The 15,833-nt window shown below is 55.7% G+C and carries 13 protein-coding genes; 3 read left to right on the forward strand and 10 right to left on the reverse strand.

Going from position 1 to position 15,833, the window contains the following annotated elements:
- Nucleotides 1-252: transposase (locus tag BLR64_RS26620; protein WP_208607241.1), on the forward strand; the 252-nt coding region annotated here is incomplete at its 5' end.
- Nucleotides 253-398: 146 nt separating this feature from the next.
- Here BLR64_RS26620 and BLR64_RS26625 read toward each other — a convergent pair.
- Nucleotides 399-1,121 carry a queuosine precursor transporter gene (locus BLR64_RS26625; protein ID WP_090719326.1) on the reverse strand — a complete coding sequence of 241 codons (723 nt, stop codon included), beginning with the start codon at nucleotides 1,119-1,121 and terminating at the stop codon, nucleotides 399-401.
- Nucleotides 1,122-1,511: 390 nt separating this feature from the next.
- Between BLR64_RS26625 and BLR64_RS26630 the strand changes: the two genes are divergently transcribed.
- Entirely contained in the window at nucleotides 1,512-3,200 is a 1,689-nt protein-coding gene (locus BLR64_RS26630) for a methyl-accepting chemotaxis protein (protein ID WP_090719328.1), read from the forward strand.
- A 705-nt stretch (nucleotides 3,201-3,905) separates the two neighbouring features.
- On the opposite strand, the gene BLR64_RS26635 is transcribed toward BLR64_RS26630, so the two are convergent.
- The 9 genes from BLR64_RS26635 to BLR64_RS30950 form a co-directional block, all read right to left on the reverse strand.
- Nucleotides 3,906-4,232: a YnfA family protein gene (locus BLR64_RS26635; RefSeq protein WP_090719330.1), complete on the reverse strand. Its 327-nt coding sequence runs from the start codon at nucleotides 4,230-4,232 to the stop codon at nucleotides 3,906-3,908.
- A 2-nt stretch (nucleotides 4,233-4,234) separates the two neighbouring features.
- Nucleotides 4,235-5,848, reverse strand: a complete 1,614-nt coding sequence (locus BLR64_RS26640) for a cobyric acid synthase (protein WP_090719332.1) — start codon at nucleotides 5,846-5,848, stop codon at nucleotides 4,235-4,237.
- 94 nt (nucleotides 5,849-5,942) lie between these two features.
- On the reverse strand, nucleotides 5,943-6,755 hold the full coding sequence (gene cobS, locus BLR64_RS26645; RefSeq protein WP_090719334.1) for an adenosylcobinamide-GDP ribazoletransferase: 813 nt from the start codon (nucleotides 6,753-6,755) through the stop codon (nucleotides 5,943-5,945).
- Complete coding sequence (gene cobU, locus BLR64_RS26650; RefSeq protein ID WP_090719336.1) at nucleotides 6,752-7,300, reverse strand: bifunctional adenosylcobinamide kinase/adenosylcobinamide-phosphate guanylyltransferase; 549 nt, start codon at nucleotides 7,298-7,300, stop codon at nucleotides 6,752-6,754. The genes cobS and cobU overlap by 4 nt, the downstream gene beginning before the upstream one ends.
- Complete coding sequence (gene cobT / locus BLR64_RS26655) at nucleotides 7,297-8,358, reverse strand: nicotinate-nucleotide--dimethylbenzimidazole phosphoribosyltransferase (protein ID WP_090719338.1); 1,062 nt, start codon at nucleotides 8,356-8,358, stop codon at nucleotides 7,297-7,299. The genes cobU and cobT overlap by 4 nt, the downstream gene beginning before the upstream one ends.
- Nucleotides 8,359-9,243: 885 nt before the next feature.
- On the reverse strand, nucleotides 9,244-10,431 hold the full coding sequence (locus tag BLR64_RS26660; RefSeq protein WP_090719340.1) for an aminotransferase class I/II-fold pyridoxal phosphate-dependent enzyme: 1,188 nt from the start codon (nucleotides 10,429-10,431) through the stop codon (nucleotides 9,244-9,246).
- Nucleotides 10,424-11,491 carry a D-alanine--D-alanine ligase gene (locus tag BLR64_RS26665; RefSeq protein WP_090719342.1) on the reverse strand — a complete coding sequence of 356 codons (1,068 nt, stop codon included), beginning with the start codon at nucleotides 11,489-11,491 and terminating at the stop codon, nucleotides 10,424-10,426. The genes BLR64_RS26660 and BLR64_RS26665 overlap by 8 nt, the downstream gene beginning before the upstream one ends.
- A gap of 21 nt (nucleotides 11,492-11,512) precedes the next feature.
- Nucleotides 11,513-12,970, reverse strand: coding sequence for an aminotransferase-like domain-containing protein (locus tag BLR64_RS26670; RefSeq protein WP_090719389.1), 1,458 nt, complete (start codon nucleotides 12,968-12,970; stop codon nucleotides 11,513-11,515).
- Nucleotides 12,971-13,069: 99 nt separating this feature from the next.
- Nucleotides 13,070-13,912 (reverse strand): helix-turn-helix transcriptional regulator, encoded by an 843-nt coding sequence (locus tag BLR64_RS30950; RefSeq protein WP_244157860.1) that lies wholly within the window; start codon nucleotides 13,910-13,912, stop codon nucleotides 13,070-13,072.
- 153 nt (nucleotides 13,913-14,065) lie between these two features.
- On the opposite strand from BLR64_RS30950, the gene BLR64_RS26680 reads away from it, so the two are divergent.
- On the forward strand, nucleotides 14,066-15,775 hold the full coding sequence (locus BLR64_RS26680) for a glycoside hydrolase family 2 protein (RefSeq protein WP_090719343.1): 1,710 nt from the start codon (nucleotides 14,066-14,068) through the stop codon (nucleotides 15,773-15,775).
- The last annotated feature ends 58 nt before the right edge of the window (nucleotides 15,776-15,833 follow it).

Consider the following 15,833-nt stretch of genomic DNA (forward strand, 5'->3'; position numbering starts at 1 on the left):
ACCCGGCATGTCTGGGAGGACAGCAAGGATTGGGTCCGGAACAACCGGCTCAGCAAGTCAGGCAAGCAGTTGTATCGCAAACGAAAAGAAACCATTGAGCGAAGCTTCGCGGATGCTAAAGAGCTCCATGGGTTTCGCTATTGCCGGTTGCGCGGACTACCAAATGTCAGGGAACAAGCGCTGATGACGGCAGCTGTGCAGAACATGAAGAAGATGGCGATCCACCTGGATCGCCGGGAAAAACGGGGTTAATCCCTTCATTTTCCCGTTTGCAGGTCGTTATTGAAATACAAAAGAAACCCATGTCATTTAAAGACCTGGGTTTCTCGACAATCTGAGCAGCAAGCCCTTTTCCGGGGGCTTGCTGCTTTTTATTATATATGGGTAAATTTATTCTTTTATGCATCAAGCCCCGCTCCGGTATCCTTGCGGCTTCCTGTCTCTTCAGCAAAGCTGAAGGAACGGGCAATATACAGGATAGGCGTGCCTGCGCCGGTCAGCAGGAATTTGGAAAGATAGGTTGTCAGCAGAATCTCCGTCCACACCTTGAGATCATAGAGCCCGGCAAAAGCAATGGTGCAGAAAATCAGCGTATCCACAAACGAGCTGATCATCGTGCTGCCGTTCGAGCGGATCCACAGCTGGCGGGAGCTGCCGTAGTATTTTCTGATCCAGGAATAAAGACGTACATCCAGGAACTGGCTGATGAAATAAGCGGTCAGACTGCCCAGCGCGAGGCGCGGCATCATGCCGAAGATCGTCTCCAGCGAGGACTGGGCGATATCTGTCTCCTGCGGCTCAAAGACAAGCACCATCTGCATAATCGCCGTCGTCATCAGCAGCGTGAAGAAGCCGAACCAGACTGCGTTACGCGCTTCAGCTCTGCCGTATTTCTCATTCAGCAGGTCGCTGGTCATATACAGTGTGACATACATCGTATTGCCGAGCGTCATCACAATGCCCAGCGGCATTTCAATTGTTTTGGCTACTTGAATGTTGGCAATAACAGTCGCTACTCCAACCCAGGCATACAGGCCCTTTTTGCCGAACAGCCGGTAGCAGATCAGAAAAAAAGCAAAATTGACAATAACAAACAATATTCCCCACAGCAAATTAAACATGTATCTGTAAAGCCTCCTAGTTTTGGTTACGCGGGATGGTTACGAACCGCGGTTATGATGTTATGCCGGAACAAAACATTACTACTCTATCACAATAAAAGCTTACACGCCATGAAATTTTATTTCCAGCAAATTCAACATTTTCTCTGTATATTTTCAAAAATCGACGTTTACAATCAAAAATTATTAAATTTTTCAGAAAATTCTGCTTTATTGTTGTATTTTTCACTATTCAACCGGAGGTTAATTCTATAGAATAGTTATCAATTGCATTTCTGAAACCGATATCCTCATATATGACCCTACCGACGGAATATATTGTGCCTGCTTTCATTGTGAGGCATTGCAGCGGGATATGCTATGCATCTTAACCACGAAGGAGAGAATGAAATGGTACGCTTTAAAAATTCGATCAGCCGCAAGTTCACGCTTCTATTGTTTGCGGTATTGTTGCTAACGTCGCTTGTGCTTAGTATCAGCTTCTACTTTATCTCCATGGGTACCATTGACAGCTACGTAATGCCGCAGATTAACAAGCTTCTGACTGCAGCCGCCCAGGATTCATACAAGGGAATGAACGCCACACACGCCCAGCAGACGCTTAACAAGAGTGAACAGGCCGCAAGCAATCTGAAATTCTATTTTAAAGATAAACGGGCACAGCATGATGTGGAGAGCATCTTCCTGATCAATCTCGCCGAAGGCAAGGCAACTGTGCTGGCCGCTGATCAAGACTCCAAACTGAAGCAGGGTGATAGTCTTGCCGTAAATGCAGCAATGACTCAGGCCTCGAAAGGCAAACAAGGAATCAGCGATACATATAGTGATAGCAACGGTATACATAGAACCGCGTATGTCGGAGTTCCCGGCAGCACGATGCTGATTGGCGTTAGTTACGATGTAGGTTTTGTTCAGGATAAAATAGACAGCATCGTCTGGACCAGTATTGCCATTACGCTGGCTTCTCTGATTGTCGGACTCTCGGCCGCCTACTTCATGAGCCGCCGGATTACCCGCCCGCTCACCCAGCTCACGGCATACAGCAATAAGCTGGCAGAAGGCGATTTCACCCAGGAGCTGATTATCAAAGGGAACGATGAGGTCAGCCAGCTGTCGGAAAGCTTCCGCAGCATGGGTCTCAAGCTGAAGGATATGATCGGCCAGGTACTGGAAACCTCCAATACCGTTGTAGCCGATGCCAATGATTTGAAGAAGCGCGTCGAGGTACTGAACACAATGGCTGAACGCTCCGGCGAGTCAGTGACCGAGATCAGCAAGGGCAGCGCAACCATCGCGGCCAGCGCCTTCGAGAATTCCAAGGCGATGGAAGAAATCAATATCGGCATCCAGCATATCGCTGCCGCTGCAGGCGAAGTAACCGAGCAGATCAGCGAGGCTTCTCAGGAGGCGACCGGCGGGAATGAAACCGCACGGAGTGCCGTTGAGCAAATGCGCCAGGTAGAGCAGGTCTCCGTACATTCGCTGGAGCAGTTCCGTATCATGAATGAACGTTCCCAGATGATCGGCGAAGTGGTTCAGGGGATTACCGAAATTACGAAGCAGATTCAAATGCTGTCACTTAACGCTTCAATCGAAGCGGCCCGTGCAGGCGAGCATGGGCGGGGCTTCGCGGTTGTCGCGGGCGAGGTCCGCAAGCTGTCTGAGCAATCGAAGCATTCCAATGAGCAGATCCGTGAGTTCCTGCTCAGCCTGCAGGAGGATATGAACCGTTCGGTAGAGGAAATGAACCACGTGAACGCAGAGGTATCCTCCGGGGTCGGAAAGGTTGTTGCTGCCGGAGATGCCTTCAATCACCTGCTCATTCTGATTCAGAGCATCAGCCACAGCATCCAGTCCGTCTCCGCCGCAACCCAGGAAATTTCCGCCGGCACCGAGGAAGTCAGTGCCTCTGTTGAAGAAGCGGCACAGATTACAGCCGTGTCACAGACCATTGCTGATTCGCTTGCTGAAGATTCCTCCCGGCAGCATCAGGAGCTGGAGAGCAATTCGCTGACTGTAGAGCATCTGCACGAGCAGGCCGTCAAGCTCCAGCGGGCTGTTGCCCAGTTTAAGATTTAATAATAAAGGACCCTCTGAAGGCGCCGCTTGGCGAGCTTCCAGAGGGTCCTTTTTAGTTGCAATGTTCGATAGAGGAATGGCTGTGACCGCTTAGAATATTTGGCTTCAGCTGCTGCCCTTATTTATGACGGACTTATATCTAATTCAGCCTACTACTCGCAGTCGATAACCGCAATTAGAAATGCATCCAGGCGGACATTCCAGTTCCCTAAAGTTAACTCTCGTTCCGAATACTCCACTGCTACTTTTTTTTGTAAGCTGTGCTTGCAGCCTCTGCCCAGCCAGTGTATTTGTGCCGCTAGCTTGATAGATATTACCGTTTACTGCTGGTTCTGCTAGCTGACTGTTATCTCTTGTTGCTTACTGCTGATTCTGTTCTGCTAGCTGACCGCTATCTCTTGCTGCTTACTGCTGATTCTGCTTCTAGCGGACCCTAGCGCCCTTATTCTCTCTGTTATTTCAGTTTCCCTCAGCTAACGGACCGTAGCGCCCTTATTGGCTGCCTGGCAGGCGTTTTTCTCCCCAGTCTAGCCAAATAAGGACGCTGAGGTCCGTTAGGTTGTAAAAACAGGCTTTGGGTTGGGAATAAGGTCATTTCAGTCCGTTACAGGGCTGCATAATATTTCAGCTGTATGCCAGTTACCTTTTCAAACTTTGTTTTGTATGCTAAGTGCTCAACAGGCTGCTGTTTTACAGTAATACTAGTCAGCTTCTCGGTGCCCACAGTATGACTGAGACTCCGACTACGCAGATGGCAGCGCCGATCCAGTCATACATATCCGGTGTTTTTTTGTCGACCAGCCAGCCCCACAGGACCGCCAGCACAATGAACACGCCACCGTATGCTGCGTACACTCTGCCGAAGGACGGAAACTTCTGAATAGTAGGGATGATGCCGTAGGCAATCAGGATGACTGCGCCTGTAATTCCATACCAGAGCGGCCGGGACTCCCGCAGCCAGAGCCAGACCAGATACCCTCCGCCGATCTCGGCCAGCCCGGCCACTATAAACAGCAGTATGGCCATGAACATCGCTATCCCTCTTTTCCGGGCAGGCCCATTATTGTATATACAGCCTCCATATTCAGGTTGTCCCGCACAGATGAAGCCAGCCGGTCGAACTCCTGCTCACGCAGGGCAGCCGCCGAGAAGGTAACGGCCAGCGGCGGTAATCCTTTGGCTTCCCGTATACCGTCCAGCCAGCGGCGGCGCAGCTCATCGTTATGGAACAGGCCGTGCAGATAGGTTCCCCAGATTCTGCCGTCAGGCGTCCCCCAGCCTTCAGGCTGCTCATGCCCATCCTCCCCCGCCAGTCTGAACAGGCTGCGGACTGCTGCGGAATCATGATTTGCTGTTGTTCCCATATGAATTTCGTATCCGCTGACAGTGGTATCAGCTTCTTCTGCCCGAGATGCTCTGCTTAACCGGAGCGGGTGGCCCTCCGCGAGAACACCCTGTACCCGGACGGTGGTTTTATGCTGTAAAAATACTGTCGACAGCGGCAGATAACCGAGTCCGTCGCTTTCTCCCGGCTCTGCGCTCTCCACCGCATCCGGATCAAGCAGCTTCTGTCCCAGCATCTGATAGCCGCCGCAGATTCCGGCAAGCTGCAGTGTCCCTTGGCGAAGCGCCTGTGCAATAGCCTCCGGGAACCCCTGGTGCCTCAAAAATGCCAGGTCTGCCGCTGTATTCTTGGTGCCCGGCAGAATGATAACATCCGGCGTACCGAGCTCTAGAGCGGAGCTCACGTAACGCACGGAAGCATCCGGCTCATCCTGCAGCGGATCGAAATCGGTAAAATTCGAAATGCGCGGATAGCGGATAACCGCGATATCCAGTTCTTTGGTGCTGCCGGATGGCCTTGCCGGGGCTCCTTCCAGAACTACGGAGTCTTCCGCCTCAATCCGCAGCTGCGGCAGGAAGGGCAGCACCCCAAGCACCGGGATACCAGTACGTTCCTCCAGCCAGTCCAGCCCCGGCTGCAGCAGTGACAGATCACCGCGGAATTTGTTAATAATAAAGCCCTTTACTCGGGCCCGCTCATGCGGCTCCAGCAGCTCCAGCGTACCTACCAGGAACGCAAACACGCCGCCCCGGTCAATATCTGCAACCAGCAGTACCGGGGCATCCGCCCAGCCAGCTAGATTCATATTGACGATGTCACGCGCCTTCAGATTAATCTCCGCCGGGCTGCCTGCCCCCTCCATCAGCACGGCGTCATAGGTATCACGCAGCCTGCCAAGCGCAGACAGCACGGTATCCTTCGCCTCCGGGAGAAACTTCTCCCGGTACTCCCTGGCACTGAGCGCCGTATGCGGCACACCATGTACCACAATCTGGGCGCTCATCTCCCCGGATGGCTTCAGCAGAATCGGATTCATGTCCGTGGTAGCTGTTATCCCGAAAGCTTCGGCCTGCATCCCCTGGGCGCGGCCGATTTCCCTGCCGTCTTCGGTAACATAGGAATTCAGCGCCATGTTCTGTGATTTATAAGGCGCTACACGGTATCCGTCCTGTGTCATAATCCGGCCGATGGCCGCGGTGACGAGGCTTTTGCCGACATCCGAAGCGGTTCCCTGTATCATCAGAACGGCCGCCGGCCGCTGTGGTACAGTTCTGTCCGCTCGTTGCTCTGCTTGCTTCTCCATGTATGGTTCCTCGCTCTCTTCCTGCTAATCGGAGTAAAGGCCGCAGGCCAGGCCTGCTTCAGCTCCCGTGTGCAGCTCGTCTGCCCGGCAGCTGCTACAGCAGATTGTGCTGCAGCAGCACAAGAAGCAGCAGCAATGCTGCTTCGAGCAGCTCGTTCAGCGCGCCGTACACGTCGCCGGTGAGCCCGCCGAGCCGGCTGCTGATCCGCCGCGCCGCGTACCCGCCGCATGCAATGGCGGCCAGCGGCGCCAGGCAGGCCGCAGCCAGATGCTGCGGCCACGCCCCGCCTCCCGCGCCGAGCACCAGAGGTGCTGCGGCTGCGGGAAGCGTCAGCAGAGCGGCGAGCAGCATGGCGCGCCGCTCCTGGCGGACCGGCAGCGCAGCGAAGCTCGCTGCCAGGCCTTCATTGCCGCGGGCCAGGGGGAAGCGGGCCATCGCCCGCACCATGTACCAGCGGCTCCACACCGGCGGCAGCAGGAGCAGCGGCAGCTCGTAGTAACGGCTGCCCCCGATAAAGGCTGCCAGGAGCGCTGCCTTCAGCAGCAGCAGCAGCACACAGGCCAGTACGCCCATGGCCCCGACGCGGCTGTCCTTCATGATCTCCAGCATCCGCTCCCTTGAGCGGTAGCTGAGCAGCGCATCGGCGCTGTCCATCCAGCCGTCGAGATGCAGCCCGCCGGTCAGTCCCACCCACAGAATAAGGGTGATGACAGCGGCGGGCCAGACCGGCAGCAGCCAGGCGGCAGCCGCTGCTGCTGCCGCTGCGCTAAGCCCGATGGCTGCGCCAACCAGCGGGTAATAGACCACACTGCGCCGCAGCAGCTCCGGCGAGAAGTCTCCGCCATCCTTTACCGGAAAGCGGGACAGAAACTGAAAAGCGGCTGCGGCATCCCTGCGCGCGCTCACAGCTTGTACTCCCTGCTCTTTAGCTCTATTGGAATGCCGGCAGTGACCAGAAAGACCTGCTGACAACGTGCAGCCAGTCTTGCATTCATCCTGCCGGCCAGATCGCGGTACAGCCGTCCAAGCGCATACTCCGGTACAATCCCGTCACCAACTTCGTTTGTTACAAGCACCAGCGTCCCTTGGAAGGACGACACGCTATCCTCTAGCCGGGCGATCTCCTGCTCCACCCGTTCCTGCCTGTCCGGCTCGCTTTCCAGAGCCAGCAGCACATTCGATAGCCAGAGCGTCAGGCAATCCACCAGCACCGCCTTGCCTCCCGAGAGGCGGTCAAGCAGTGCGGACAGATCATGCGGCTCCTCCAGTGTCTCCCATTGCCCGCCGCTTTCCCCGCGCTGCTGCTGGTGCAGATCAATCCGCGCCCTCATCTCATCATCGAAAGCCTGGGCGGTCGCCACATACACTGCCTGCTCTGCCAGTGACAGCGTCAGCCGCTCGGCAAAGCCGCTTTTGCCGCTGCGTGCACCGCCTGTTACAAGAATGCTCATCGGCTCTCCGCTCCCGAGACTCCCGCGCTTTCGAAGGTGGCCATCTCGCGCATAATGCGGCTGGCTGCTTCAATCAGGTGGAGGCAGAGCACGCCTCCTGTCCCTTCCCCAAGACGCAGCCCGAGGTCAAGCAGCGCTGTCAGTCCAAGCCGCTCCAGCATCAGCCTATGCCCCTGCTCGCCGGAGATATGGGAAGCGATCATGTAGTGAACAGAATCCGGGGCAAGCGCCTTAGCAACAAGCGCCGCCGCTCCGGAGATGAAGCCGTCGAGTACCACTGGAACCTTGGCATCTGCCGCCCCCAGTATGAGTCCGGCCAGACCCGCGATCTCAAGTCCGCCCACCTTGGACAGCACATCGATTCCGTCCCCGGGATCAGGTGCATTCAGCTTCAGCGCACGGTCTACAACGGCAATTTTGTGACGCAGCCGCTCATCGTCAATACCGGTACCGCGGCCTACAGCCGTTTCGGCCGGGATGCCTTCCAGTGCACAAAGAACCGCAGCGCTGGCTGTTGTATTTCCGATCCCCATTTCGCCGGTAATAAAAATCTCGGTTCCGCTCTTAACAGCTTCCTCAGCCACGCTGATCCCGGCCAGAACAGCCTGCAACGCTTCTTCGCGGCTCATCGCCGGGCCCTGCGCCATATTGCCGCTGCCGTAGCGCACTTTGCGGGCAATCAGCTCAGGATGGCTGACGTCCCCGGCTATGCCGATGTCAACCAGCTTGACCTCTGCTCCGGCCTGCCGGGCCAGCACATTAACCCCTGCTCCTCCGCCGAGAAAATTGTAAGCCATCTGAACCGTGACCTCCTGGGGAAAAGCACTGACACCTTCGCTGCATACGCCGTGGTCAGCGGCCATAACCACCACTGTCCGCTTGCCGTAAGCAGGCTGCTCTGTGCCGGAAATCCCCGCGAGCCGCACCGCCAGCTCCTCCAGCCGCCCGAGGCTTCCCGGCGGCTTGGTCAAAATATCAAGCCGCTGTTCCGCCCGCTGTACCGCTTCTTTGTCAGCCGGTGTGATCCGGCTGATGACTTGATCAATTGCTGCTTGCATCGCAATTCCTCCTATGTATCGTCTACCTCACATTTCTTACTATCTGCCGTGTATCCTGAATTTCCCACAAGCGGCCCGGCAAATGCGACTTGCCACTCACCACTGCCATCTGCCGCTCGCCATCTGACACTAGCTACTCGACATCAGCTACTAACTGCTCACCATCTGACATTAGCTACTCACCATCTGACACCAGCTACTCAACATCTGACACCAGCTACTCACCATCTGACATTAGCTACTCATCATCTGACACCAGCTACTCATCATCAGCCACTAGCTACTCACCGCGTGTTTCTTAACAATATCTTCGCCACCATACTGCCACTAAAGAGCCAATCATCACTAACAGACCGTACAGCCCTTATCAAGCAGCATACAGACAATTGCCTGTGCTAACGGACTCAGGAGCCTTTATTTGCTTACTAAATAGCAAATAAGACGGTATTTGATAGTAATAAGTGCACTGGAGTCCGTTAGCCGGTCCAAAAAGACTGAAATGAGCAAATAAGGTCATCTGTGTCCGTTACAGCTGAACAGGGTATACATCAGCCAAGCTGGCTCAGAAAGCTTCAGAAGTTGTAAGTCCATGAATCCATGGACCTCGGGAAGTATTGGGCGATTCCCGCTCCAGGGAGGCTTTCAGAGATCGCTTATGCGTCTGCTGCGAAAAGGACACCCGTAGGTCAGGATGCCCTGAAGGTGCAGGCACAACCGGAGCGCCTCCAGCCCGGCAACTTACATCCGGCAGCCCGTTTCACGTCAAAAAGCCCCCATCCGAAGAAGGGAGCTCCCGTCTGCCGCCGTTATGCATCAGCACACGCCTTATAGCCATATCCCTTTTTCTTCTTCAAGGATTATAGGGGATACGCCATGATCTTACAATTACATTTTTACCTTCATGAAGCCTTCCATCCGCTCCAGCGCCTCGGTCAGCTTAGCTGTGGAAGCTGCATAGGAGCAGCGGATATGCCCTTCGCCTCCGCTTCCGAACACATGCCCGGGAACAGCGGCAACCCCTGCTTCCTGCAGCAGCCGCAGCGCAAATTCCTCCGACCGCATTCCGGTACGGGCAATGGACGGGAAGGCGTAGAACGCCCCCACCGGCTCGCGGCATTCCAGGCCGATGGTCCGCAGACCCTCGACGAACAGCGTTCTGCGCTGCCGGAAGACCTCCTTCATCCGGTCTTTGTCAGCCAGCCCGCTGCGCAGCGATTCCAGGGCAGCGATCTGGCCCAGCACCGGCGCGCACATCGCGGTGTACTGATGGATCTTCAGCATCGCGGCCAGCAGCACGCGGCTGCCGCAGGCGTAGCCGACACGCCAGCCGGTCATGGCGAACGCCTTGGAGAAGCCGCTGATCAGGATCGTCCGCTCCTGCATCCCGGGAAGCGAGGCAATGCTGACATGCCTGCTGTCATAGGTCAGCTCGGCATAGATTTCATCTGACAGCACCAGCAGGTTATGCTGCTTCACCAGTTCTGCAACCGGCAGCCAGTCTTCGTAAGACATCACAGCACCGGTAGGATTGCTAGGGAAGTTCAGCACCAGCAGCTTGGATCGCGGTGTGATGACCTTTTCCAGGGCTTCAGCCGTCAGCTTAAAGCCCTGCTCCGCCGTAGTCTCCACCTCGATTAGAGTGCCCCCGTTCAGATGGGCTATCGGCGAGTAAGCAATGTAGCTTGGAGAAGGGATGATAATCTCATCCCCGGGAGCGGTGAATGCCCGCAGCGCCAGGTCCAGCGCTTCGCTGCTGCCTACGGTAACGATCACCTCATCTGCAGCATTATACTGCAGCCCAAATCCAGTCCGCAGATAACGCGCTATCTCCTCCCGCAGCTCGGGCAGTCCGCTGTTCGGCGTGTATGTGGTCTCACCACGCTCCAGCGCCCGGATACAGGCAGCCCGGATATGCTCCGGCGTTTTGAAGTCAGGCTCTCCCACACCAAGTGAAATAATATCGTTGTTACCCGCTGTAAGATCAAAAAAAGCGCGGATGCCCGAAGGCGCTATCTCCCGCACACGCGGGGCAATCCACCCCTGCGTGTGCGGAGACACCTGCTTGTTAAACATGGCTGGTCACCTCCCTTATGCCTATTCCTTCCGCTGCTGCATGTGCTGCGGCCGCTGCGGCTCCTGTGTTAAGCCCCTTTGCAGCCTGCTTATGTTCTGCCGTCACATCCGGTGCTTCCTCCCCGGCAGCGCCCTTGCTCCGCCCCGAACCTTCCCCGCGCTCCCGCAGCGAGCCCTCAATAATCGCATCCAATAGTCCGCTGAACGTATACCCGGCAGCGGCAGCGCTGCGCGGCAGCAAGCTCGTTTCGGTCATGCCCGGCAGCGTATTTACCTCAAGCACGTAAGGCACACCCTTTTTCAGCAGCATATCTACCCGGGCATAAACGGAGCATTTCAGCGCCTTATAGCAGGCGAACGCCGCCGTCCGCACCCGCTCATGTGTACCCAAGGGCAGCTGGATAACCTGTTCATCCGCTCCGCCCTGCTCATATTTGGCACTGTAATCGAACCATTCCGCCCCCAGCGACTGGATGCCGATCACCGGCAGCAGCTCTCCGCCAAGGATAGCGCAGGTAATCTCCTGCCCTTCAGTGAAGGCCTCGATCAGGATCGCACGATCCTCGGCAAAAGCTTTTTCCACCGCCACACGCAGCCCCTCCGCGTTATCCACCTTGGACATGCCGATGCTGGAGCCGCCGGAATTCGGTTTTACCATAACCGGGTAGCCAAGCTGTCCCACAGCTTCCTCTGAATAGTCCTCCATGCTCTCCCAGCACAGCCAACCCGGGGTCAGTACATCTTTGCTGCGGAGAATGGTTTTGGACAGATGCTTATCCATGCACAGGCTGCTCGCCAGCACACCGCTCCCGGAGTAGGGGATACCGAGCGTTTCCAGTGTTCCCTGCACCGTTCCGTCCTCACCGTAGGCGCCATGGAGCGCCAGCAGCGCGAAGTCCAGCCCTTTTACCGCATCAACCAGCTGTCCGCGCTCCTCAATCACAACCGGCACCGCCTCATATTTGCTCCGGTCCAGATGCTTCATCATCTCTTTCCCGGTATTCAGCGATACTTCGTATTCAGAGGACACTCCGCCCATAATTACGCCTACTTTTAACATATCCCCATTCCCCTTTTCATCTCATCCGAGTAGTAGTTGCCGTGCTGTCCTGCCGATAATCCCGATTCCCCTGCGTATATCGTCATCCGCCACTCTGGAGAAGCCCAGCCGCAGCGTGTTCTGTCCTGTTCCGTCTGTAAAGAACATATCCCCCACCGTAAAAATAACCCCCAGCTCCCGGCACGCCGCCAGCAGCTCTCTTGTGCTGAAGCCCTCCGGAAACGTGACGAACAGATGCAATCCCCCGTCCCCGCTCACCCTGCAATCCGGCAAAAGCTCCCTGCAGCAAGCCATCGTCAGCTCATATTTACGCTTGTATTCCGTTCTGGCCCGTTTGAGATACTTCTCCAGATTCCCGCCGAGCAAATACTGATACAGAATGGACTGGTCGAGCGTCGAGGTGTGGATGCTGCGTGCTCTTTTGACACTTTCGAGATAGTAGATCAGCTCCTGATCCGCCAGTACCCAGCCTACTCTAAGCCCCGGGAACAGCACCTTAGAAAAGCTCCCCAGATAAATCACACTGTTGCCGCCCCCGGCCGCCGCGATCAGCGGAGCCACATGCGAGCCGGAATAGCGCAGCTCCTCGTTGAACCCGTCCTCAATCACCGGCACACCGTAGTCGGCCATCAGCTTCATCACGCGCAGTCTTTTTTCGGGAGACATGACAATTCCGGTCGGATTGTGGTAGGACGGCACGAGGTAGGCACAATCATACATCCCTTCCTCCAGCGCCTGCTTCAGCTCACCGAGATGGATGCCGTCACGCTCCATTGCGACACCACGGATGCCGAAGCCGTTCAGTTGCAGGTTTTTGAGCGCCGTATGATGGGTCGGATTCTCGCACAGTACCTTTCCATGCCGCTGCCCCAGCGCTGACAGCACAATATCAAAACCCTCCGTGAACCCGTTTGTAATCAGCAGATCCTTGCCGCGCATGTCTACGCCCTTGTGCTCCATATATTGCTTCAAATAATCTATCAAAGGCTTATACCCCTTGGCATAGCCATAGTTCAGCAGAACATTGCCTTCTACAGACATCCGCTCCAGAAAGGCGCGTTTTACATTGTCCAGATCGAACAGGCTTTCATCCGGTGCGATGCTGGTAAAAGAAATCGTGTCCTTCCCCGCGCGGATGCCGCGTTTCATAATATCCAGCTCTTCGGCCAGCAGCGCCCTGCTGCTCAGGCGGCTTTTCCAGTCCACGCTCCAGACGGGCGCTGCTGTATTTTCCGGGAGGGCCGCGTTACTGACATAACTCCCCTGTCCCTGTACGGTATAAGCGAACCCGTCATCCTCCAGCGCCATATAGGCGGAGATCACGGAGTTACGGCTGACCTTGAGCAGCAGGCTCAGTTCCCGGGTAGAGGGCAGCTTCTGCTCCCCCTGGAGGGCCCCCCTCAGAATAAGGCTTTTCATATAATCCTTAACCTGCACATACACCGGCCGCCCGGCAATGAGCCTGAAATCGTTAAACATCCGTAAGTCGCCCCCTGTAGCTATCATGGCATAATCTTTTCCGTAAAAAAAGAACCACAGACCCGGCATTTTCCCCCGCCTGTGGTTCCTCCTGGTCCTTCACTCCCCGGTCCGCTGGCTGCTCCGGTAGGCTGTCGGCGATACGCCGTTCAGCTGCTTGAACATTTTGCTGAAATGGTATTCCTCGTAAAAGCCGCACAGCTTGGCAATTTCCCTCACCGGATAATCCGTAAACGTCAGGTAGCGGCACGCCTGCTGGTTCTGGATATGCATATGATATTCCTTCGGCCCCATGCCGGTATATTTCAGGAAAAGCTTGCGCAGGTACGAGGCCGAAATGCCGTACTCCTCCGCCAACTTCTCGATCCGGTGATGGTCCATATAAGCATTCTCAAGCTTGCTCTTAATCCGCTCAAAAGCGGCAAAAGCCCCAGACTCCATCAGATTCCAGTCCGCCTGTACACTCTGGTGCAGCTTATGGAGCAGAATCTGTGTTTTGGCACGGGAAACGGCCGTTCCGGCAGTCTGCCCCGGCAGCCACTCCTGATTAATCTCCCGGAACATAGCGCTGATCTCCTCAGCTTGCCCGGGGCCATACTGGCCCAGAAAGGGAAGCCGCAGTGTCTCAATCGGCCGGACGTTTCTCCAGACCGCATCATAGCCGAGCTCCGCACAATCGAACAGCAGCATCGTGATGCGCAGCGGGGCTTCCATTTCGGAACGCATGGACATTTTGAGACCGGGCTTCAGATAAGCCAGCATCCCTGCCTGCACCTTATGCTCCACATTGGTCCGGAAAAACCCCTCCCCCTCATGAATCCAGTACAGGCTGTGCACATTGACCATGTTGCGGATGTCCTCCCAGCCCGGAAAAGTCACTTTATCCAGCACAAAATGAATATGCACGCTAAGATCATTCAGGTTATAGACATTCTCTTCCAAGCATAGTCTCCCCTTTGCGGCTGCAGGCGCGATTTATACAAGACTTTATTGTTTTTTTCTATTCAATGCCGGAATGGTAAATGATACTATCCATACTAACACGATGCCTGCAAAAGACAATGCCATCGCACAATAACGGGGAGGCGCACACACTTGTTAAGAACTTTTCGTCAGCATAACATCCGCGTAACAGAACTACTGGACGGGCCTTGGGATTTTGCAAAAGATCCTTTAAATGCAGGCCTTGAGGAAAAATGGTTTGAGCGTTTTCCACATTCTCCGCAGACCCTTTACGTCCCTTCCTGCTGGAACAACGAGCTGGGGATGTATGAATATGAGGGCGTCGGCTGGTACCGTAAAAAAATCGTGCTGGCCAGTGAGCAGCATGTCCGGCTGATTTTCCACGCTGTGCAGGGCCACTCCGATGTTTATCTGGACGGGCAGCATCTCGGCTACCACTACGGCGGCTTTACGCCGTTTGAGTTCCTTGTGCCATCCCTGGCTGCAGGAGAGCATGAGCTGATTATCCGCACGGACAGCACGCTGGACCGCTTCACCATTCCGTCGGAGCAGGTGGACTGGTTCCATTACGGCGGTATCATCCGCTCTGTGGAGCTGCAGTTTTTGCCGGACCTCTATATTGAACAGCTGAAGATCGATTATGAGCTGCAGGGTGCAGAGGCTGAGGTGTCTGTTCAGGTGCAGTTGCGCTCTTTGCTGACGACTGCGCTGGCGACCAGGCTGGTGCTCAGTGAAGGTGGGCAGGAATTGCACGCGGAGGATGTGCAGGTTAAGGCAGGACAAATAGTAAACCATGTAATCAAGCTGCGGCTGGCGGATGTCCGACTGTGGAATGTGGGCAAGCCGGAGTTGTATACGTTCCAGCTGCGGACAGAGCATGACGACAAAATTGAGCGGATCGGCTTCCGCACGATCGAGACCAAGGACCACCGGATTCTGATCAACGGCGCCCCTGTCTATCTAAAGGGTGTGAACCGGCATGAGGAGCATCCGGAATGGGGCTTTGCTTTTCCGCCGAAGCTGATGCACAAAGAATTGGATATTATTCTGGAGCTGGGCTGCAACACCGTCCGGGGCTCCCATTATCCGCAAAGCTCCTATTGGCTCGACCTGCTCGATGAGAACGGGCTTGTATTCTGGAGCGAGATTCCAATCTGGGGCTGCTTCCTGCCGAATGAGACCGTCAGCGAGCCGCTGTTCCGGGACCGCGCCCTGACCATGATTGAAGAGATGATCGGGACGCATTATCATCATCCGAGCGTGGTGTTCTGGTCTGTGCACAACGAGATCGATACCCGCACGCAGGAAGCCTATGCATTCACAGAAGCACTGATCGGACTTGTGCGGAAGCTGGATACCTCACGGCTTGTCACCTATGCGACCATGCATCCGCTGGAGGACATTCTGCTGCCGCTGTTTGATGTGATCGGCATCAACAAATATTTTGGCTGGTACGAAGGCGAGGTCAGCGGCTTCAAGGGCATGCTGGAGCAGTTCCATCAGCGTGCGGAGCAGCTGGGAGCGGGTGATACGCCGGTGCTGATGACCGAGTTCGGCGGCGCCGGACTGTTCGGGGATGTCGGCTGGGAGCCGCGGCTGTTCAGCGAGGACTATCAGGCGCATATCGTAACCGAAGCGCTGAACATCTTCCGCGCTGATCCGAAGATCGGCGGCACGTACATCTGGCAGTTCGCCGACATCCGCGGCGACCTGAAGAGCAGCAGCCGAAACTTCCGCGACCGGGCCCGCGGCTTCAACAACAAGGGCCTCGTCAACGAATACCGCAAGCCCAAGCAGTCGTTCCGCGAGGTGCGGCGGATTTATCAGTCATGGACTGACTGAGGATTGTTTGGTGGTTGATGGTTTGTGGTTGGTACTTAAAAGCCTCGCCTGACGGCGC

The organism is Paenibacillus typhae, from assembly GCF_900099765.1.
GTDB classification, from domain to species: Bacteria; Bacillota; Bacilli; order Paenibacillales; family Paenibacillaceae; genus Paenibacillus_AQ; species Paenibacillus_AQ typhae.